Origin of the sequence: Curtobacterium sp. MCBA15_012 (genome assembly GCF_001864935.2) — a bacterium.
Classification (GTDB): Bacteria; Actinomycetota; Actinomycetes; order Actinomycetales; family Microbacteriaceae; genus Curtobacterium.
This window is the reverse complement of the sequence record NZ_CP126267.1, coordinates 1,895,277-1,915,001: the sequence shown is the minus strand read 5'-3', so window position 1 is coordinate 1,915,001 and position 19,725 is coordinate 1,895,277. Positions and strand designations below refer to the sequence as shown.

At 70.5% G+C, this 19,725-nt stretch carries 18 protein-coding genes; 8 read left to right on the top strand and 10 right to left on the bottom strand.

Annotated elements, in window-relative coordinates:
* Positions 1-20 precede the first annotated feature (20 nt).
* The 3 genes from QOL15_RS08830 to tkt form a co-directional block, all read right to left on the bottom strand.
* Positions 21-1,619 carry a glucose-6-phosphate isomerase gene (locus QOL15_RS08830; protein WP_071247043.1) on the bottom strand — a complete coding sequence of 533 codons (1,599 nt, stop codon included), beginning with the start codon at positions 1,617-1,619 and terminating at the stop codon, positions 21-23.
* The gene (gene tal, locus QOL15_RS08825; RefSeq protein ID WP_071247045.1) at positions 1,620-2,732 is read right to left on the bottom strand and encodes a transaldolase; all 1,113 of its coding nucleotides are present in this window, start codon (positions 2,730-2,732) and stop codon (positions 1,620-1,622) included.
* 134 nt (positions 2,733-2,866) lie between these two features.
* Complete coding sequence (gene tkt, locus QOL15_RS08820) at positions 2,867-4,960, bottom strand: transketolase (protein ID WP_071247047.1); 2,094 nt, start codon at positions 4,958-4,960, stop codon at positions 2,867-2,869.
* Between the two features lie 383 nt (positions 4,961-5,343).
* Here tkt and QOL15_RS08815 point away from each other — a divergent pair, with 383 nt between their 5' ends.
* Positions 5,344-6,276: a heme o synthase gene (locus QOL15_RS08815; RefSeq protein WP_065959037.1), complete on the top strand. Its 933-nt coding sequence runs from the start codon at positions 5,344-5,346 to the stop codon at positions 6,274-6,276.
* 396 nt (positions 6,277-6,672) lie between these two features.
* On the opposite strand, the gene QOL15_RS08810 is transcribed toward QOL15_RS08815, so the two are convergent.
* Positions 6,673-7,659: a heme A synthase gene (locus QOL15_RS08810; RefSeq protein ID WP_083229936.1), complete on the bottom strand. Its 987-nt coding sequence runs from the start codon at positions 7,657-7,659 to the stop codon at positions 6,673-6,675.
* Between the two features lie 264 nt (positions 7,660-7,923).
* On the opposite strand from QOL15_RS08810, the gene sufB reads away from it, so the two are divergent.
* The 5 genes from sufB (at position 7,924) to QOL15_RS08785 (ending at position 12,163) form a co-directional block, all read left to right on the top strand.
* Positions 7,924-9,342: a Fe-S cluster assembly protein SufB gene (sufB, locus tag QOL15_RS08805; protein ID WP_065959033.1), complete on the top strand. Its 1,419-nt coding sequence runs from the start codon at positions 7,924-7,926 to the stop codon at positions 9,340-9,342.
* A complete protein-coding gene (gene sufD / locus QOL15_RS08800; RefSeq protein WP_071247048.1) occupies positions 9,342-10,628 on the top strand; it encodes a Fe-S cluster assembly protein SufD in 1,287 nt (428 codons plus the stop codon). Before sufB ends, sufD begins: the two co-directional genes overlap by 1 nt.
* Positions 10,628-10,954, top strand: a complete 327-nt coding sequence (locus QOL15_RS08795) for a non-heme iron oxygenase ferredoxin subunit (RefSeq protein WP_083229935.1) — start codon at positions 10,628-10,630, stop codon at positions 10,952-10,954. The genes sufD and QOL15_RS08795 overlap by 1 nt, the downstream gene beginning before the upstream one ends.
* A gap of 103 nt (positions 10,955-11,057) precedes the next feature.
* Complete coding sequence (gene sufC / locus QOL15_RS08790) at positions 11,058-11,831, top strand: Fe-S cluster assembly ATPase SufC (protein WP_065959025.1); 774 nt, start codon at positions 11,058-11,060, stop codon at positions 11,829-11,831.
* A 2-nt stretch (positions 11,832-11,833) separates the two neighbouring features.
* Entirely contained in the window at positions 11,834-12,163 is a 330-nt protein-coding gene (locus QOL15_RS08785) for a metal-sulfur cluster assembly factor (RefSeq protein ID WP_022902786.1), read from the top strand.
* A 318-nt stretch (positions 12,164-12,481) separates the two neighbouring features.
* On the opposite strand, the gene QOL15_RS08780 is transcribed toward QOL15_RS08785, so the two are convergent.
* Positions 12,482-13,081 (bottom strand): biotin transporter BioY, encoded by a 600-nt coding sequence (locus QOL15_RS08780; protein WP_071247050.1) that lies wholly within the window; start codon positions 13,079-13,081, stop codon positions 12,482-12,484.
* A gap of 116 nt (positions 13,082-13,197) precedes the next feature.
* Between QOL15_RS08780 and QOL15_RS08775 the strand changes: the two genes are divergently transcribed.
* Complete coding sequence (locus QOL15_RS08775; protein WP_065959018.1) at positions 13,198-14,796, top strand: ABC-F family ATP-binding cassette domain-containing protein; 1,599 nt, start codon at positions 13,198-13,200, stop codon at positions 14,794-14,796.
* Between the two features lie 201 nt (positions 14,797-14,997).
* Here QOL15_RS08775 and QOL15_RS08770 read toward each other — a convergent pair whose 3' ends face one another.
* From QOL15_RS08770 to QOL15_RS08760, 3 genes are read right to left on the bottom strand one after another with little or no spacing between them, the layout of a single operon-like run.
* Complete coding sequence (locus QOL15_RS08770; protein WP_083393971.1) at positions 14,998-15,993, bottom strand: SURF1 family protein; 996 nt, start codon at positions 15,991-15,993, stop codon at positions 14,998-15,000.
* Positions 15,990-16,298, bottom strand: coding sequence for a hypothetical protein (locus QOL15_RS08765; protein ID WP_065959017.1), 309 nt, complete (start codon positions 16,296-16,298; stop codon positions 15,990-15,992). The genes QOL15_RS08770 and QOL15_RS08765 overlap by 4 nt, the downstream gene beginning before the upstream one ends.
* Positions 16,298-16,798 carry a DUF3099 domain-containing protein gene (locus QOL15_RS08760; protein ID WP_065959015.1) on the bottom strand — a complete coding sequence of 167 codons (501 nt, stop codon included), beginning with the start codon at positions 16,796-16,798 and terminating at the stop codon, positions 16,298-16,300. Before QOL15_RS08760 ends, QOL15_RS08765 begins: the two co-directional genes overlap by 1 nt.
* 165 nt (positions 16,799-16,963) lie before the next feature.
* Here QOL15_RS08760 and fabG point away from each other — a divergent pair, with 165 nt between their 5' ends.
* Positions 16,964-17,677 (top strand): 3-oxoacyl-ACP reductase FabG, encoded by a 714-nt coding sequence (gene fabG, locus QOL15_RS08755; RefSeq protein ID WP_065959014.1) that lies wholly within the window; start codon positions 16,964-16,966, stop codon positions 17,675-17,677.
* Between the two features lie 23 nt (positions 17,678-17,700).
* On the opposite strand, the gene serB is transcribed toward fabG, so the two are convergent.
* Positions 17,701-18,339, bottom strand: a complete 639-nt coding sequence (gene serB, locus QOL15_RS08750) for a phosphoserine phosphatase SerB (protein WP_071247052.1) — start codon at positions 18,337-18,339, stop codon at positions 17,701-17,703.
* Positions 18,340-18,452: 113 nt separating this feature from the next.
* Entirely contained in the window at positions 18,453-19,694 is a 1,242-nt protein-coding gene (gene glgC / locus QOL15_RS08745; protein WP_065959011.1) for a glucose-1-phosphate adenylyltransferase, read from the bottom strand.
* Positions 19,695-19,725 lie beyond the last annotated feature (31 nt).

Here is a 19,725-nt window from a genome sequence, read left to right as displayed (position 1 = left end):
TCGGTGAACTCCTTCGAGAGTCAGAGGGAGACGGCGGAGCGCAGTGCTGTGGTGACAGCGGCGACGTCCGTCGTCGTGAGGGTCAGGACCGGGCGGCCGTGCGCGGCGAGGACGCTCGCGTCTCCGGCGGCCTGGGCCTGGATGAGCTGGCCGAACGTGAACGGCCGGCCGGGGATCGCGAGGTCGTCGGCGTGGTCCGCCACGATCTGCAGGAACACACCGTTCGCGGGACCGCCCTTGTGGTACTGGCCGGTCGAGTGCAGGAACCGGGGGCCCCAGCCGAACGTGACCGGGCGGCCCGTGCGGGCCGCGAAGGCGTCGCGCAGCGACGCCAGGTCGGCGTTCGCGGTGCGGTCGACGTAGGCCTGCACGGCCAGGTAGCCGGTCGCGTCCACCTCGGCCAGGAGGCTCGACACGGCCTGGGCGATGGAGGTCCCGACCACGAGTCCGTGCGTCGCGCGGACGGCGGTGCCGTCCTCGACGAAGGCCGGCTCCGACGGTGCGGGGCGCGCGTCGAGCAGCTCGCGCGTGGCCGCCTTCGCGGCCTCGACGTCGGGCTGGTCGAACGGGTCGATGCCGAGCAGGCGGCCGGCGACCGCGACGGCGTACTCCCAGACCAGGAGCTGACCGCCGAGGGAGCCGGCGATCTCGACCTCGCCGTCGTCGACGTGGCGTTCGTCGTCGCGCGAACCGACGAGGCGCACGACCTGCACGTCGGGCAGACCGGCCGTGATCTCGGGGGAGTCGGGGTCGAGCACCACCGGGAGCAGTCCGCGACCGTCCTTGCCGGTCGACTCGGCGATGAGCTGCTCGGCCCAGTCGCCGAAGCCGACGATGTGGGTGCCGTCCGCGACGATCGCGATCTTGTCCCGGAGGGGCTGCGTCCCGGCGAGCACGGCACCGAGCACGAGGCCCGGGTTCTCGTCGGTGTCGACCGCGAGGAGGACCGAGATCGCCTCGGCCTCGTCGAGCAGCTCGGCGATGTCCGCGCCCGCGAGCCCGGAGGGAACGAGACCGAACGCGGTGAGCGCCGAGAACCGGCCGCCCACGTTCGGGTCGGCCGTGAAGACGCGGTGTCCCGCGTCGGTGGCCGCCGCTTCGAGCGGAGAACCCGGGTCGGTGACGACGACGATCCGTGACGCGGGGTCGAGCCCCGCGTCACGGAACGCCTGTTCGAACACCCGGCGTTGTGCGTCCGTCTCGACGGTCGAGCCGGACTTCGACGAGACCACGAGCACCGTGCGCTCGAGGTCGTGCTCCACCGCTGCCCGCACCTGGGCGGGGTCGGTCGAGTCGAGCACCGTCAGCGGGACGCCGGCCGTGCGCGTGATCACCTCGGGCGCCAGCGAGGAGCCGCCCATGCCGGCGAGGACGACGCGGTCGATCCCCTCGGCACGGAGCGAGTCCCGCAGCGCGGTGATCTCGGCGACGAGCGGGCGGGAGACCGCGACGGCCTCCACCCAGCCGAGGCGCTTCGACGCCTCGGCCTCGGCGTCCGGACCCCAGAGCTCGGGGTCCTGCGCGGTGATGCCCGACGCGACCAGGTCGGCGACGAGCCGCGGGACCGTCGTCTCGACGGCCCGTGCAGCGTCGCCGGTGGCAGCGATGGAGACCGTCACTTACTTGGCGTTCTCGAGCGCGGTCTTCACCGTGTCGACGAGCTCGCCCCAGGAGACGTTGAACTTGTCGACACCCTCCTTCTCGAGCAGCGCCACGACGTCGTCGTAGTCGATGCCGACGGCGGCGAGCTGGTCGAGGACCTGCTGGGCGTCGTCGAACGAGCCGGCGATGGCGTCGCCGTGGATCTCACCGTGGTCGAACGTGGCGTCGAGCGTCTTGCCCGGCATGGTGTTCACGGTGTTCGGCGCGGCGAGCTCCGTCACGTACAGGGTGTCGGGCAGCGACGGGTCCTTGACGCCGGTCGAGGCCCAGAGCGGACGCTGCGTGTTCGCGCCGGCCTCGAGCAGGCCGAGGGCACGCTCGGTGGAGAAGAGCTCGGTCCAGACCTGGTAGGCGAGCTGGGCGTTCGCGATGCCGGCCTTCGACTTGAGGGCCTTCGCCTCGTCCGTGCCGACGGCGTCGAGACGCTTGTCGATCTCGGAGTCGACGCGCGACACGAAGAACGACGCGACCGAGTGGATCTTCGACAGGTCGTGGCCGGCGGCCTTGGCCTTCTCGAGCCCACCGAGGTAGGCGTCGATGACGGCGCGGTAGCGCTCGAGCGAGAAGATCAGGGTGACGTTCACCGAGATGCCGGCACCGATGACCTCGGTGATGGCCTCGAGGCCCTCGACGGTCGCGGGGATCTTGATGAGGACGTTCTCGCGGCCGACCTTGTCGAACAGGAACTTGGCCTGCTCGATGGTCTTCGCGGTGTCGTGCGCGAGGCCCGGCTCGACCTCGATCGAGACGCGGCCGTCGAAGCCCTTGGTCTCGTCGTAGATCGGCTTGAAGACGTCGGACGCGTTCGCGACGTCCTGCGTGGTGATCTCGAAGATCGCCGCGGTGACGTCGGTGCCCGCCGCGGCGAGCTCCTTGACCTGCGCGTCGTAGCGCTCGCCCTTGGCGAGGGCCGAGGCGAAGATCGTCGGGTTGGTGGTGACACCGACGACGTTCTTCTGCTCGATGAGCTCGGTCAGCTTGCCGGTCTCGAGCAGCTCGCGCGACAGGTCGTCGAGCCAGATGCTGACGCCGACCTCGGAGAGGGCGGCGGTGGGGGTGTTCTCAGCCATGGTTCCTTCTTCTGTGACGGGCCCGTGTGGGGCCGTTGAGTCTGGGTCCTGCGGACGGGAGGCGCGTGGCGGAGCCGAGCCGCGCCTCCCGGCAGGAGGGCCGGATCCGGTGTCCCGGACCCGGCCCCGGTGGGTCAGGAAGCTGCGATCGATTCCTTGGCGGCGGCCACGACGTGCTCGGTCGTGAAGCCGAACTCGGCGAACAGACGCTGGTAGTCGGCCGACGCACCGAAGTGCTCGATCGAGACGCTGCGGCCCTTGTCGCCGACGATGTCGCGCCAGCTCATGCCGATGCCGGCCTCGACCGAGACGCGGGCGGTGACGTCCTTCGGCAGGACCTGGTCGCGGTAGTTCTCCGACTGCTCGAAGAACCACTCGAGCGACGGCGCGCTCACGACGCGGGCGTTGATGCCCTCGCCCTTGAGCTGCTCGCGTGCGTCGACCGCGATCTGGACCTCGGAACCGGTCGCGATGAGGATCACGTCCGGGGTGCCGTTCGGCGCCTCGGCCAGGATGTACGCACCCTTGCCGACGTTCTTCGCCGAGGCGAAGGTCTCGCCGGACGCCTCGCCCTCGCCACGCTCGAAGACGGGGAGGTTCTGGCGGCTCAGCGCGATGCCGGCCGGGCGGTCCTTGTGCTTGAGCATCTCGAGCCAGGCGTACGCGACCTCGTTGGCGTCGGCCGGACGGACGACGTCGAGACCCGGGATCGCACGGAGGGCCGTGAGCTGCTCGATCGGCTGGTGCGTCGGGCCGTCCTCGCCGAGGGCGATGGAGTCGTGCGTCCAGACGTAGATCGCCGGCGCGCCCATGAGCGCGGCGAGACGGACGGCCGGGCGCATGTAGTCGCTGAAGATCAGGAACGTGCCGCCGAAGGGGCGGGTGTTCCCGTGCAGGACGATGCCCGACAGGATCGAGCCCATCGCGTGCTCGCGGATGCCGAAGTGCAGCACGCGGCCGTACGGGTCGGTCGACCAGGTCTTCGTGCTCGCCTCGGCGGGACCGAAGGACTTGGCGCCCTCGATGGTGGTCAGGTTCGACTCGGCGAGGTCCGCCGAACCGCCCCAGAACTCGGGCATGAGCGGCGCGATGGCGTTGATCACCTTGCCGGAGGCGGCACGGGTCGACACCTCCTTCTCGGTGGAGAACACCGGGAGGGCCTCCTCGAGGCCCTCGGGGAGCTCGCCCGAGTTGATGCGGTCGAGCATCGCCTTCTTCTCCGGGTTGGCCTCGGCCCACGCGTCGAAGGTCTGCTGCCACTCGGCGTGCTCGGCCTGGCCCTTGGCGATGGCGCCGCGGGTGTACTCGAGCACCTCGGGGTCGACCTCGAAGGTCTTCTCCGGGTCGAAGCCGAGGACCTCCTTGAGGCCCTTGAGCTCGTCGGCACCGAGGGCCGAGCCGTGGATCTTGCCGGAGTTCTGCTTGGTCGGCGACGGCCAACCGATGATCGTCTTGAGGACGATGAGCGACGGCTTGGTCGTCTCGGCCTTGGCGGCCTCGACGGCGCGGTACAGGGACTCGACGTCCTCGGAGTACTCGCCGGTCTTCTTCCAGTCGACGTGCTGGACGTGCCAGCCGAGCGCCTCGTAGCGAGCCGCGACGTCCTCGGAGAAGGCGATGTCGGTGTCGTCCTCGATCGAGATCTGGTTCGAGTCGTAGAACACGACCAGGCGACCGAGCTGCTGGCGACCGGCGAGGCTCGCGGCCTCGTTCGTGACGCCCTCCTGCATGTCGCCGTCACCGGCGATCACGTAGGTGAAGTGGTCGAACGGCGACTCGCCGTCGGCGGTCTCCGGGTCGAACAGGCCGCGCTCGAAGCGCTGCGCGTAGCCGAAGCCGACGGCCGAGGCGAGGCCCTGGCCGAGCGGGCCGGTGGTGATCTCGACACCGTCGGTGTGGCCGTACTCCGGGTGACCCGGGGTCTTCGAGCCCCACTTGCGCAGGTGCTGCAGGTCCTCGAGCTCGAGGCCGTAGCCGTGCAGGTAGAACTGCACGTACTGCAGGATCGAGGCGTGACCGGCGGAGAGGATGAAGCGGTCGCGGCCGATCCAGGTGGAGTCGCTGGGGTCGCGACGCATCACCTTCTGGAAGAGCAGGTGGGCGACGGGAGCGAGGCTCATCGCGGTGCCGGGGTGACCGTTGCCGGCGGCCTCGACCGAATCGGCGGCGAGGACCCGTGCCGTGTCGACGGCCTTCCGGTCGATGGCGTCCCAGGTGAATTCAGCCACTTGGATGTAGACCCTTCGTTGTTGCGACATGTGCGAGGGCTCGTGCCATCGCACGGACATGGTCGCCGTCCCGGGCCGTGTGTCGTGTCGCCGTCGAGCGGCGGCCGATCCGGCACGGTGCGGCCGACGTCTTCGGGGCACGCACTGCGGGAGGGCACCCCCAGCATAGTGACCACGTACTCAGAAGGTGTTCAGGTGACACGGTCTGGTGTCGGACGTCGACCGGTCCGGCGGGGCGGGGCATCGTCGCGGCGCCGTGATGGCCTAAACTGACGGTGACCCGTGTGCATTCCGGGTCGACGCACGCCCCGACGACGACGGAGCCGTCCACCGAGTGTGCGAGCCGATGCGAACAGACTGAGGTTCCCTTGCCGACTGCCACCGTGACCCGGCCGGACACCGATCGACCCCGTTCGACGCTGTCCCGCAAGGTCCGTGCGTACGTCTCGCTGACGAAGCCGCGCGTGATGGAGCTGCTGCTCGTGACGACCGCGCCGACGATGTTCCTCGCCGAACGCGGCGTGCCGGACCTCTGGCTCGTGTTCTGGACGATGCTCGGCGGCGCGATGTCTGCGGGCTCCGCCTCGGCGTTCAACTGCTACATCGACCGCGACATCGACCGGCTGATGAAGCGCACGAGCACGCGTCCGCTCGTGACGGGGGAGCTGTCCGACCGCGAGGCCCTGGTGTTCTCGTGGGTGCTCGCCGTCCTGTCGACCGCGGTCCTCGGGTTCCTGGTCAACTGGCTCGCCGCCGCGCTGAGCGTCGTCGCGATCCTCATCTACGTGTGCGTCTACACGCTCTGGCTCAAGCGTCGGACGCCGCAGAACATCGTCTGGGGCGGCTCGGCCGGCTGCATGCCCGTGCTCATCGGCTGGGCCGGGGTCACCGGTTCGCTGTCCTGGACGCCGATCATCCTGTTCATGGTGATCTTCCTCTGGACGCCGCCGCACTACTGGCCGCTGTCGATGAAGTACCGCGACGACTACGACGCCGCCGACGTGCCGATGCTCGCCGTCGTGCGGGGCCGCACGGTCGTCGGGCTCCAGGTCGTCCTGTACGCGTGGGCGACGCTCGTCTGCTCGCTGTTGCTCGTGCCTGTTGCGAACATGGGCCCGCTCTACACCGTGGTCGCGCTGGCCGGGGGCATCTGGTTCGTCGTCGAGTCGCACCGCCTGTACTCGCGGGCGATCCAGCACGTCGAGCACGTCCAGCCGATGCGCGTGTTCCACAGCTCCATCACGTACCTGACGCTGCTGTTCATCGCCGTGGGCATCGACCCGCTGCTGCCGCAGGTCTTCACCTTCTCGGTGTAGTCCCGCGGGTCGCGCGCCGCGCCGCCTGGCCGGATCCGTGCCTCCCGTCCGACGGGTGGCAGGCCGGGAGGCGCGTGGCGGGCTGGTTGCGCGCCTCCCGTCCGACGGGTGGCAGGCCGGGAGGCGCATGGCGGGCTGGTTGCGCGCCTCCCGTCGCGTGGGTGGTCCGGTCGCAGGGGCCCGGCCGCTGTCCGGCGTCATCGCCGCTGTCGTTCGACGTCGGAGTCGTCGCACGACGCGGCCGAGTGTCCGCGGGGCGGCTGTCTGCGTCATCGCCGCTGTCGTGCGACGTCGACGACGTCGCGTGCGCGGGGCACGTGCGACGCCGGTCGCCCGGACTCGACGATGCCCCGCGCGCCGAGGGCTCGCGGGGCATCGCAGGGTGGCGTGGACGGGTCAGGCGTGCAGGGGCTCCCGCACGGCCTGGCGACCGGCGCTCGCGCGCGTCGAGAGCACGACGACCGTGACCGCGCCGACGAGCAGACCCGCGAGGACCATGTGCGTGCCGACGAGTCCGACGGGGAGGCCGGTGCGCGCCTGGGTGAGGCCGACCGCGATCTGCACGAACTCGACGACGAGGAGCACGAGTGCCCACCGGCTCGACATGCGCAGCACCACCGCACCGGCGACGAGGACGAGCGTCAGGGCGAACAGGACGTAGGCCGGGACCGCGTGCAGGTGCTCCATGAGCTGCGGGTCGAAGCCCGTGCGGTGGAGCCGTCCGCCGTCGACGGCTTCGTCGGCGCCGGCGTGCGGGCCGCTCCCGGTCGTGAGGATGCCCACGAGCACCGTGACCGCGACGGCCGCGACGGTCGCACGGACGACGCCGGTGTACCACGCCGGGACCAGACGGGCCGCGGCGCGGGGGCCGTTCATCGACCGGTACACGAGCGTCGCGGTGACCGCCACGAGGGTCGCCGAGACCACGAAGTGCAGGCCGACGACGAACGGGTTGAGGTTCGTGAGCACGCTCAGGCCACCGATGACCGCCTGCACCGGGATGGCGATGCCCTGGGCGAAGGCGAGCCAGAACAGCTCCGGGCGGGTGCGGCGCATCCGGACGACGGCCAGGAAGGTGGCGATCGCGACGACGACGAGCACGAAGGTGAGGAGCCGGTTCCCGAACTCGATCACACCGTGGATGCCCATCTCGGGCGTCGACACGAGCGACTCGGCCGTGCACTTCGGCCACGTCGGGCAGCCGAGCCCGGACGCCGTGAGCCGGACGAGCCCGCCGGTGCCGATCAGGACGACCTCGACCACGAAGGACGCCCACGCGAGCCAGATCACGCGGGGGTCGACCGCCCGGGGGAGGGACCACCACCGTGCGGTCCGGCCGTCGTGTGCGACGTGCTGTTCGACGGGTGGTCCGACGCGGGTCACGAGGATGGTGCCTTCCTGTTGTTCGGTGCGCTGAGCCTGTAGGATTCGAGGGTTCAGCAGCAGTCAAGTCTAGGCAGGCGCCGGCTCCGAATGGGCCGTGATCGCCGATCGATCCGGGGACTGCGTGGGACCATCGACGTTGCGAGGCAGCAACACCGCGTCCGCGGCACACGGCAGCACCGTGTCGGGGGTCTGCGGTGGAATGTCGTCCGACACCGACCGGTTGCACCGGCTGCAGCTGCCGCGAAGAGAATTGAGGAGACCATGTCCGACGTGCTCATCGACCGTCCCGAGCTCGAAGGGCTCGGCCAGTACGAGTTCGGCTGGTCCGACTCCGACACCGCCGGGGCCTCCGCCCGCCGCGGCCTGTCCGAGGAGGTCGTCCGCGACATCTCGGCTCGCAAGTCCGAGCCGGAGTGGATGCTGAAGAACCGGCTCAAGGCCCTGACCCTCTTCGACCGCAAGCCGATGCCCTCCTGGGGTGCCGACCTGTCGGACATCGACTTCGACAACATCAAGTACTTCGTCAAGTCGACCGAGAAGCAGGCGCAGTCCTGGGAGGACCTGCCCGAGGACATCCGGGCGACCTACGAGCGCCTCGGCATCCCCGAGGCCGAGCGTCAGCGCCTCGTCGCCGGTGTCGCCGCGCAGTACGAGTCCGAGGTCGTCTACCACCAGATCCGCGAGGACCTGGAGCAGCAGGGCGTCATCTTCATGGACACCGACACGGCGCTCCGCGAGCACCCGGAGTTCTTCGAGGAGTACTTCGGCTCCGTCATCCCGGCCGGCGACAACAAGTTCGCCGCGCTGAACGCCGCCGTGTGGTCGGGCGGCTCGTTCGTCTACGTCCCGAAGGGCGTGCACGTCGAGATCCCGCTGCAGGCCTACTTCCGGATCAACACCGAGAACATGGGCCAGTTCGAGCGGACGCTGATCATCGCGGACGAGGACTCCTACGTCCACTACATCGAGGGCTGCACCGCGCCGATCTACAAGTCGGACTCGCTCCACTCCGCCGTGGTCGAGATCATCGTGAAGAAGAACGCCCGTGTGCGCTACACGACGATCCAGAACTGGTCGAACAACGTCTACAACCTCGTGACCAAGCGTGCGATCGCGCACGAGGGCGCCACGATGGAGTGGATCGACGGCAACATCGGCTCCAAGGTCACGATGAAGTACCCGTCGATCTACCTCGCCGGCGAGCACGCCAAGGGCGAGACCCTCTCGGTCGCGTTCGCCGGTCCGGGTCAGCACCAGGACGCCGGCGCGAAGATGATCCACATGGCGCCGTACACGACGTCGTCGATCGTCTCGAAGTCCATCGCCCGCGGTGGCGGTCGTGCCGGGTACCGCGGCGAGGTCCGGGTCGACCCGGGGGCCCACCACGCGGCGAACACCGTCCGGTGCGACGCGCTCCTGGTCGACACGGTCAGCCGCAGTGACACCTACCCGGCGATCGACATCCGCGTCGACGACGTGCAGCTCGGCCACGAGGCGACGGTCTCGCGCGTGAGCGAGGAGCAGCTGTTCTACCTCATGTCCCGCGGCATGCCCGAGGACGAGGCGATGGCGATGATCGTCCGCGGCTTCATCGAGCCGATCGCCCGGGAGCTCCCGATGGAGTACGCACTCGAACTCAACAAGCTCATCGAGATGAGCATGGAAGGATCCGTCGGCTAGTGAGCAGCACCACGCCCACCCCCCGCATCGACCAGCCGGTCGCCCCGGCCCCCGGCTCGGAGCAGCACGGCGCGAAGGCGCACTCCGACGGCGGCTGGGACGCCCCGACCGCCGACGGCGCCGAGAAGAAGGTCCCGGTCCAGACGCGCTCCGAGCGTCCGCAGTCCGGCGACCTCGAAGCCTTCCCGCCCGTGACCGGGCGTGAGGTGAACTGGAAGTTCGCGCCGATCGCCAAGCTGCAGCCGTTGCTCGACGGCGGGCTCGACGGATCCGCGTACCCGTTCCTCGCCCGTCAGACCGAGGGTGCCGACGTCGAGTGGGGTCGCAGCGACGACCCGGCCGTCGGGACCGCTGGCCTGCCGGAGGACCGTGCGGCCGCGGCGGCCTGGACCGCGCGCGACGCTGTGCTGAAGGTCACCGTGAAGGCGACCGAGGCCCACGAGTCGATCACGATCACGCGGTCCGACTTCGGCTCGCAGGCTCGTGCCGCACACACGGTCATCACCGCCGAGCAGCACGCGCAGGGCATCGTCGTGATCGACAACCGCGGGTCCGCACTGCTCAGCGAGAACGTCGAGATCGTCGTGCGGGACGGCGCTCGCCTGACCGTCGTCAGCCTGCAGGACTGGGACGACGACGCCGTGCACGTGTCGACGCAGTTCGCCGAGGTCGGCCGTGACGCCTTCCTCAAGCACGTGGTCGTCTCGCTCGGCGGTGACGTCGTGCGCGTCAACCCGTCGACGCACCTCGGGGCGCAGGGCGCGGACACCGAGATGTACGGCGTGTACTTCGCGGACGCCGGGCAGTACATCGAGCAGCAGGTCTACGTGAACCACGACGCGCCGAACACGCGCGGCCGGGTCAACTACAAGGGCGCGCTGCAGGGCGAGGGCGCGCACACGGTCTGGATCGGCGACGTGCTCATCGGCCGTGCCGGCGACGGGACCGACTCGTACGAGCAGAACCGCAACCTGGTACTCACGGACGGCACGCGTGCGGACAGCATCCCGAACCTCGAGATCGAGACGGGCAACATCGAGGGCGCCGGGCACGCGAGTGCGACCGGGCGGTTCGACGACGAGCAGCTGTTCTACCTGCAGGCCCGCGGCATCCCCGAGGAAGAGGCCCGTCGCCTCGTCGTCCTGGGCTTCCTCGTCGAGGTCATCCAGAAGATCGGCGCACCCGAGCTCGAGGAGCGTCTCATCGCCGCGGTCGAGCAGGAGCTCGCCGCCGGCCGGACCGTGATCGCCGAGCCCGAGGCCGGCGCCGAGCAGGCGGACGCCTGATGGCCGAGAAGGTCTGCGCCGAGTCGGAGATCACCGTCGACAGCCCGATGCGGGTCGTCGTCGACGGCACAGCGGTCGCGATCGTGAAGGACTCCGCGGGTGCGGTGCACGCCATCGGCGACACCTGCACGCACGGCGACATCTCGCTGGCCGAGGGCTTCGTCGAGGGGGACACCCTCGAGTGCTGGGCGCACGGCTCGCGGTTCTCGCTGGCCACCGGCAAGCCGCAGAACTTCCCGGCCTACGAGCCGGTCCCGGTCTTCCGGGTCGAGGTCCGGGACGGCGACGTGTACGTCGACGTCCACGACCCCGTACCCGTCGACTGACCGTCCCCGGTCCGTCGACCGGCCTCGTGCCCGTCGCCCGACCGGGCGCAACGACTTCCCGCGGCTCGTCCGCGGCACGACCGCAAACGAAGGAACACACGCAATGTCCACTCTGGAAATCCGCGACCTGCAGGTCTCGATCGACACCGACCAGGGCACGAAGGAGATCCTGAAGGGTGTCGACCTCACCATCAACGAGGGCGAGATCCACGCGATCATGGGGCCGAACGGGTCCGGCAAGTCGACCCTGGCCTACACGATCGCCGGTCACCCGCGCTACCACGTCGTCGGCGGCTCGATCACCCTCGACGGCGAGGACGTCCTCGCGATGAGCGTCGACGAGCGCGCCCGGGCGGGCATGTTCCTCGCGATGCAGTACCCCGTCGAGATCCCGGGCGTCACGGTGTCGAACTTCCTGCGCACCGCGAAGACCGCGATCGACGGCGAGGCCCCGGCGCTCCGCGGCTGGGTCAAGGACCTCCGCAGCTCGATGGCCGACCTCAAGATGGACCCGGCGTTCGCCGAGCGCAACGTCAACGAGGGCTTCTCCGGTGGCGAGAAGAAGCGCCACGAGATCATGCAGCTCGAGCTCCTCAAGCCCCGGTTCGCGGTGCTCGACGAGACCGACTCCGGCCTCGACGTCGACGCGCTGAAGATCGTGTCCGAGGGCGTCAACCGCGCCAAGGCCGCGACCGGCCTGGGCGTGCTGCTCATCACGCACTACACGCGCATCCTCCGCTACATCAAGCCGGATTTCGTGCACGTGTTCGTCGCGGGCAAGGTCGCCGAGCAGGGCGGCCCCGAGCTCGCCGAGCGTCTCGAGAACGAGGGCTACGACCGCTACGTGCAGGCCGCTGCCGCGACGACGGCGGAGTGACCGTGATCACCGCACTCTCCCCGGAGAAGTTCGACGAGGTCGTCGAGGGCCTCAAGGAGGTCCAGGACCCCGAGCTCGGCGTGAACATCGTCGACCTCGGCCTGATCTACGACCTCGCGATGGACGACGAGGCCAACGCACTCGTCATCAGCATGACGCTGACGAGCGCCGGCTGCCCGCTGACCGACGTCATCGAGGGCGACACGGCCAACGCGCTGGACGGCATCGTCGACGCGTTCCGCATCAACTGGGTGTGGATGCCGCCGTGGGGTCCGGAGCGGATCACCGACGACGGGCGCGAGATGATGCGCGCCCTCGGCTTCTCGATCTAGTCGCGACCCCCAGACGGACGGGAGGCGCGGTGCCAGCTGGCACCGCGCCTCCCGTCCGTCGTCGGTGCGGGTCGCCGCCGGACGGGCCCGACGTCACCGCGCCTCCCGTCCGTCGTCGGCGCAGGGCACCGCCGAGCGGGACCGTTTCGTCACCCTCCCCGCGTCGGGCCGACCGGTCCGGCCCGCTCGGCGTTGGACCCACGGCGTGTCCCGCCCGGTCGTGGCCGCCCCCCCCGAACGACGGAGGGCCCCGCACCGTCCGGTGCGGGGCCCTCGTCGGCGGGACGCTGCGTCACGACGCAGCGTCGGCGCGCTGCGTCAGCGGCGGCCGACCAGCTTCCACGTGAGGGGCAGCAGGCCCGCGGCGATGAGCGCCTTGGCGACACCGCCGACGACGAACGGGTAGAGGCCGGCGGCGAGCACCGACTGCAGGTCGTTCGGCGCGCCGAGCTCACCGAGCACGACCGCGAGCCAGGGCAGCCCCGTGACGAAGGGGATCGCGCTCGCGAGGAGCATGGCGACGGTGGCGCGGCCGACCTTGCGGTCCCAGTCGCGACGAGCGAGCCAGCCGACGACGCCCGCGGCGGGGACGAAGCCGACGACGTACCCGAAGCTCGGCGAGGCCAGCGCTGCGAGGCCGCCGGAGGCCTCGGCGAAGAACGGCGCACCGGCGAGCCCGGCGACCGCGTAGACGAGCAGCGAGAGCATGCCACGGCGGGCACCGAGGGTGGCGCCGACGAGGACGACCGCGAGCGTCTGCCCGGTGATCGGCACGGGCCACATCGGGACCTGCACCTGTGCCATGGCGGCGGTGAACAGCGCTCCACCGGCGACGAGTGCGACGTTCGTGGCGAGGCCGTGGGTCCGAAGACGGTCGGCGAGGACTGCGCGGCGAGCGAACCCGGTGGCGTTCGTCATGGATTCTCCTAGAATGGACTGCTGGTCCCGTTCGGTGACCATCGGTCCCGTCAGCGTAGCGGTGCACCTCCCGCACACACCGTTGTGCAAAACCACCAACTGATTGGACGTCCTCTGTGCTTGCCGTGCACGAACTCGAGATCCGCGTCGGGGCCCGACTCCTCATGGAGGACGTGTCGTTCCGCGTCGAGAAGGGCGACAAGATCGGTCTGGTCGGGCGCAACGGCGCCGGCAAGACCACGATGACGAAGGCCCTCGCGGGTGAGACGCAGCCGACCGGCGGCAAGATCGAGCGCACCGGGGAGATCGGCTACCTGCCGCAGGACCCGCGCTCCGGCAACCCGGAGGACACGGCACGCAAGCGCATCCTCGACGCCCGTGGTCTCGGCGAGCTGGTCGAGGGCATCCGGCAGGCCACCCTGGACATGGCGAGCGAGGACCCGGCCGTCTCCGAGAAGGCCATGCGTCGGTACAGCCGGCTCGACGACCAGTTCAACGCGCTCGGCGGCTACGCGGCCGAGGCCGAGGCGGCGTCCATCGCGTCGAACCTCAAGCTGCCGGACCGGATCCTCGACCAGCAGCTGAAGACCCTGTCCGGCGGTCAGCGTCGCCGCATCGAGCTCGCCCGGATCCTGTTCTCGGACGCCGAGACGATGATCCTCGACGAGCCGACGAACCACCTCGACGCCGACTCGGTCGTGTGGCTCCGGGAGCACCTCAAGACCTACCCGGGCGGCGTCATCGTGATCTCGCACGACGTCGAACTCGTCGACGAGGTCGTGAACCGCGTCTTCTACCTCGACGCGAACCGGCAGAGCATCGACATCTACAACATGGGCTGGAAGCTGTACCAGCGCCAGCGTGCCGCCGACGAGGAGCGCCGCCGCAAGGAGCGCGCGAGCGCCGAGAAGAAGGCCGCGACCCTCAAGGACCAGGCCGCGCGCTTCGGGGCGAAGGCGTCGAAGGCCGCTGCGGCACACCAGATGGTCGCGCGCGCCGACAAGCTGCTCGCCGGGCTCGAGGACGAGCGCGTCGCCGACCGCGTCGCGAAGCTGCGCTTCCCGACGCCGGTGCCGTGCGGACGCACCCCGCTCATGGCCGAGGGCCTGTCGAAGTCGTACGGGTCGCTCGAGATCTTCGCGGGCGTCGACCTGGCGATCGACCGCGGTTCGCGCGTCGTCATCCTCGGCTTCAACGGTGCCGGCAAGACGACCCTGCTGCGCATCCTCGCGGGCGCCGACCAGCCCGACACGGGGGAGATCCAGCCCGGCCACGGCCTGCGCATCGGCTACTACGCGCAGGAGCACGAGAACATCGACGTGAACCGGACCGTCATCGAGAACATGGTCTCGGCGTCCACCGAGCTCAACGAGACCGAGGCCCGTCGGGTGCTCGGGTCGTTCCTGTTCACGGGTGACGACGGCTACAAGAAGGCCGGCGTCCTGTCCGGCGGCGAGAAGACCCGCCTGTCCCTGGCGATGATCGTGGTCTCCGGCGCGAACGTGCTGCTGCTCGACGAGCCCACCAACAACCTCGACCCGGCGTCGCGCGAGGAGATCCTCGGCGCGCTGGCCGGCTACGAGGGCGCCGTCGTGCTCGTGTCGCACGACGCCGGGGCGGTCGAGGCCCTGAACCCCGAGCGGGTCCTGCTGCTGCCGGACGGCACCGAGGACCACTGGAACAAGGACTACGCCGAGCTCATCGAGCTCGCGTAGCGGCCAGGGTGCGCCGGTCGGCGCACCCACCGGACGGGAGGCGCGGTGCCGGCTGGCACCGCGCCTCCCGTCCGTCTGTCCGTCCGTCTGTCCGTCCGTCCGTCCGTCGAGCGGTGCGCGCTGACGGTGGAGGTCGGCGCTGTTGCCGCGTCGTCGGCGCCGTGCGCCGGTCGTCGGTTCGGTTCGGTGCGGCGCCGGTCGTCAGCGCTGCGCGCCGAGCAGGGCGTCCTCGACCTCGTCGTCCGACCGCGGCTTGGCGTCCTTGCGCCGCTGCCGTTCGAGCGCGCGCTCCCGCTCCTCGGGGTCGTCCTGGTTGAGGTTGCGGTACTCCTGCACCATCACGTAGGCCAGGAAGCCGAAACCGCCGAACGCGAAGAGGAACCACTGGATGAAGTAGCTGAGGTGCAGCCCGGTGTCGGCCGAGGGGCGGTCCCAGCCGAGCGGCCGTGCCTCGGTGGGCCCGGGGCGCTCGGTGGCGAGCTGGCCGTACGCACCCGTCCAGATCGGGACGTCGACCTTGTCCGCGACGTCCGGCAGGGTGACCGACTGGACCTGGTCGGTGTGCTTCGGGTCGGTGCGCCCGGGGATCCGCGGCTCGCTCTGCTGCAGGCGTGCGGTGACCGTGACCTCGCCCGACGGCGGCGCCGGGACGTGGTCGGGCGCGTCCTGGGCGTTGCCGGTCGGCACCCAGCCGCGGTCGACCACGAACGCACGACCGTCGGCGGTGACGAGCGGCGTGAGCACCTCGAAGCCGGGTTGGCCGTTGTGCACCCGGTTCCGGACGAGCAGCTGCTCGTCGGTGTCGTAGCGTCCGGTGACCTCGACCCGCAGCCAGGTCTGGTCGTCGTCCCAGCTCGACGCCCGGGGGAGCGCCTGGTCGAGGGGCACCGGGGTGTGGTCGTAGTTCGTGGCGATCTGTTCGTTCACCCGCACGGCTTCGTTCCGGCGGTCCCACTGCCACATGCCGAACAGCGTGCAGATGATCGCGAACGCGACGGCGATCGCGAAGTAGCCCAGCCAGCGACGACTGCGGACGAAGTGCCACCCTGGCGTGGGGCCGCCGGTGCCCGGTCCGCCATCGCGGTCGGACGACGGCGTGGTGTCGGGGTCGACGGGCGGTCGTCCGCCGGCCTGCTGCCGGATCTTCGCCGCGTGCTTGCGCCCGTACCGGGTGCTCGGGTCGAACCCCTGGGTCATCGCCCGGTTCCGGAGGAACGCACCCCGACGTCGTTCTTCGGGGCGTCCTCACGCGCACGGACGTCGTCCAGGTGGTCGACCTCTTCCTGCATGCCGGTCACCCGCACCGGGAACGAGCGGGACCGCAGGTAGTCGGCGAGGAAGTCGCAGTGCTCCTCGCACGCCGCCCAGATCTTCACGCGGTCGACCGAGTGGATGCGCGGGTTGCGCCAGTTGATCCGCCACTCCGCGGTGTTCGTGCACCCGGCACGGGAGCACACCGGCGTCGAGCCCGGCTCGGTGAAGAGGTCGAACGTCGCCCCCATCAGCGGTGCGCTCGGGACTTGGAGGACCAGACGCGGGAGCGGTCGCCGTTGCGCTGCCATTCTTCCTGCGCGTGCTGGGCCTGTTCGCGGAGGCGTTCCTGCTCGGCACGGTAGGCCTCGGCCCGCGCGTCCTCCTGCTGCTCGCGGAGCCGCGGGTCGACCGCGTCGTAGAGCTCGATCGCACCGGCCGGGGACACGAGGTCGCTCTCGCTGTGGTTGCCGGCGTTCGCGACGATGACCGCGACCCACGGGATCACGGCGGCGAGGACGATCGGGATGACCGCGAGCCAGGTGTGCCACGTGGTCCAGATGAGCACCGCCCCGACGAAGCACACGACGCGGACGCCCATCTGCCACACGTAGCGGGACAGGCGGTGCGCCCGGTCCTGCTCGGGCGAGTCCGGCAAGGACGTGATGCTGTTCGTGCTCTGGAGCTGTCGCGCCCCACGACGACCGGCGTCGTGACGTCGCTGCTCTTGGTACCGCTGCGTCGACTTCATCCCGTGTTCTTCCCTCGGTCTCCGACAACCCTAAGCCCGCACCACCGACAGTCACCCCGCCGCGCGGGGGACAAGTGCGGGGATCGGCTCCGGTACGCTCGTCCGGGCGTGTCCGGCCGGGAGACCGACGGCACGCCGAGCCCCACACCACCGAACGGAGCGACCATGAGCACCCCCCGTACCGTCCTCATCACCGGCGGCAACCGCGGCATCGGCCACGCCCTCGCGGAGCGCTTCGTCGCCGCCGGGCACCGCGTCGCTGTGACCTCCCGCAGCGGCCAGGGCGGCCCCGAGGGCGCGCTCACGGTCGCCGCGGACATCACCGACTCGGCCTCGGTCGACGCCGCGTTCTCGCAGGTCGAGGCGGAGCTCGGGCCGATCGAGGTCCTCGTCGCCAACGCCGGCATCACGAACGACCAGCTGCTGCTCCGCATGTCCGAGGAGGACTTCACGAGCGTCGTCGACACGAACCTCACGGGCACCTTCCGCGTCGTCAAGCGCGCCACGAAGGGCATGATGAAGGCGAAGTTCGGCCGCATCGTCCTGATGTCGAGCGTCGTCGGCGCCTACGGCCAGGTCGGTCAGGTCAACTACGCGTCGTCGAAGGCCGCCCTCGTCGGCATGGCCCGGTCGATCACGCGCGAGCTCGGCTCCCGCGGCATCACCGCGAACGTCGTCGCGCCCGGCTTCATCCAGACCGACATGACCGCCGCGCTGCCCGAGGAGCTGCAGGCCGAGTTCAAGAAGCAGATCCCCGCGGCGCGCTACGGCACCGTGGACGACGTGGCCGAGGCGACGCTGTTCCTCGCCGGCGACGGTGCCGGGTACGTCTCCGGCGCGGTCATCCCGGTCGACGGCGGCCTCGGGATGGGTCACTAGCCCGACCGCGGCCGGCGTCCGCGCTAGCCGCGCAGCCCGAGGGTCGCGAGCACCGCGGACAGGTCTCGGTCGACGACCGCCACGTCCGCCCGCTCGCGCACGAGCGGCTTCGCGTCGAACGCCACCCCGAGCGCCGCGACGCCGAGCATCACGAGGTCGTTCGCCCCGTCCCCGACCGCGACCGTCCGCGTCATGGGCACGCCGTCCTTGTCGGCCCAGGCGCGCAGGGTCTCGGCCTTCGCCGCGGCGTCGACGACCGCGCCGGACACCCGCCCGGTGAGGACGCCGTCGACGACCTCGAGCCGGTTCGCCCGGCAGTGGTCGAGCCCGAGGCGCGCCGCGAACGGGTCGAGCACCTCGTGGAACCCGCCCGACACCACACCGACGGTCCCGCCGGCGGCGTGCACGCCGCGGACCAGGTCGTCCGCACCCCGCGTGACGCGGACCGCCTGCTGCGCGCGGGTGCACACCTCGGCCGGGAGGCCCGCCAGGGTCGCGACCCGCTCCCGCAGGCTCGCGGCGAAGTCGAGTTCGCCGCGCATGGCGCGCTCCGTCACCGCCTGCACCTGTGGCCGGGTCCCGGCGTGGTCGGCGAGCAGTTCGATGACCTCGTCCTCGAGCAGCGTGGAGTCGGCATCGAGGACGACGAGGAAGCGGGGCACGGACCAACGGTACCGACAGCAGGAGGCGCGGCCGACGTCCGTGACGTCAGCCGCGCCTCCCGGCCCGGTGCCGCGTCGTGGACGCGACCGGGCGTGGCGGTCGGTGGACCTGCCTAGGCCTCCACGCGGACGCCCTTGCCGACGACCGTGATGCCGGACTCGGTGACCGTGAAGCCGCGGGCCTCGTCGGTCTCGCGGTCGACGCCGACCCGGGCGCCGGGGGCGATCACGACGTCCTTGTCGAGGATGGCGCGGTTCACGACGGCGCCGGCACCGATCGAGGCCCGCTCGAACACGATCGAGTCGAGGACCTTCGCGCCGGAGTCGATCCCGCACCACGGACCGATCACGCTGCGCTCGACCTGCGCGCCGGACAGCAGGCAGCCGAGCGACACGATCGAGTCGACGGTCGAGCCGGTGTTGCCGTTTGCGTCGCGCACGAACTTTGCCGGGGGCAGGTTCGTCTGCTGGTTGAAGATCGGCCAGTCCTGGTTGTACAGGTTGAACACCGGCACCGGCGCGATGAGGTCCATGTGGGCGTCGAAGAACGAGTCGATCGTCCCCACGTCGCGCCAGTAGTACCGGTCGCGCTCGTTCGACCCCGGCACGTCGTTGCCCTTGAGGTCGTAGACGCCGGCGTCGCCACGGGCCACGAAGTCGGGGACGATGTCGCCGCCCATGTCGTGCTTGCTCGTCTCGATCTGCCCGTCGCGGAGCACGGCGTCGACGAGCGCGTCGGCGTTGAAGACGTAGTTGCCCATCGACGCGAGGATCTCGTCGGGGGAGTCGGCCAGGCCGACGGCGTCCTTCGGCTTCTCGAGGAACGCGTCGATCCTGGTCGGGTCCTCCTCGTCCACCTGGATGACGCCGAACTGGTCGGCGAGACCGATCGGCTGACGGATCGCCGCGACCGTGGCACTGCGGCCGGAGGCGATGTGGGCCTCGATCATCTGGTGGAAGTCCATGCGGTAGACGTGGTCGGCACCGACCACGACGACGATGTCGGGGCGTTCGTCACGGAGCAGGTTGAGCGACTGCAGGATCGCGTCGGCCGAGCCGGCGAACCAGCGCTTGCCGAGTCGCTGCTGCGCGGGCACCGACGCGACGTAGGACCCGAGGAGCCCCTCCATGCGCCAGGTCTCGGCGACGTGGCGGTCGAGGCTGTGCGACTTGTACTGCGTCAGGACCACGATCTTCTGCAGCCCGGAGTTGACCAGGTTGGAGAGCGCGAAGTCGATGAGGCGGAAGTTGCCGCCGAACGGGACTGCGGGCTTCGCGCGGTCGGCTGTGAGCGGCATGAGCCGCTTGCCCTCGCCACCGGCGAGGACGATGCCGAATACCTTCTTTGGTGCCATGTGGTTCACAGTAGGCGTCCGGACAGTGAAC